The organism is Endozoicomonas atrinae (genome assembly GCF_001647025.1).
GTDB lineage: Bacteria > Pseudomonadota > Gammaproteobacteria > Pseudomonadales > Endozoicomonadaceae > Endozoicomonas > Endozoicomonas atrinae.
Window position 1 is genome coordinate 1 of sequence record NZ_LUKQ02000887.1, and the last position, 268, is coordinate 268.

The window sequence follows — 268 nt, forward strand, 5'->3', positions numbered from 1 at the left end:
ATCAGTTACCTTGGATATCAAGGTAGGCGACACCTCAGCACCGTACATCTCGTGAATGGCTTCGGCAATATCACGGGTGGTCATGCCTCGGGCATAGAGGGTAAGGATTTGCTGATCAAGCTTGTTTAGCCGAGTCTGGCCTTTGGCTATCAGCTGAGGAACAAAGTCACCATTTCGATCTCTGGGGACTTTGACTTCGACCTCACCAAAATCTCCTTTGATATTCTTTGAGGTGCTGCCGTTGCGGCTGTTGCCCGTGTTATGGCCC

The 268-nt window shown here is 50.7% G+C and carries 1 protein-coding gene; it reads right to left on the reverse strand.

Annotated elements, in window-relative coordinates; translation table 11 throughout:
* On the reverse strand, positions 1-268 hold a 268-nt coding region (locus AK963_RS30925), incomplete at both ends, for a transposase (RefSeq protein ID WP_175404835.1).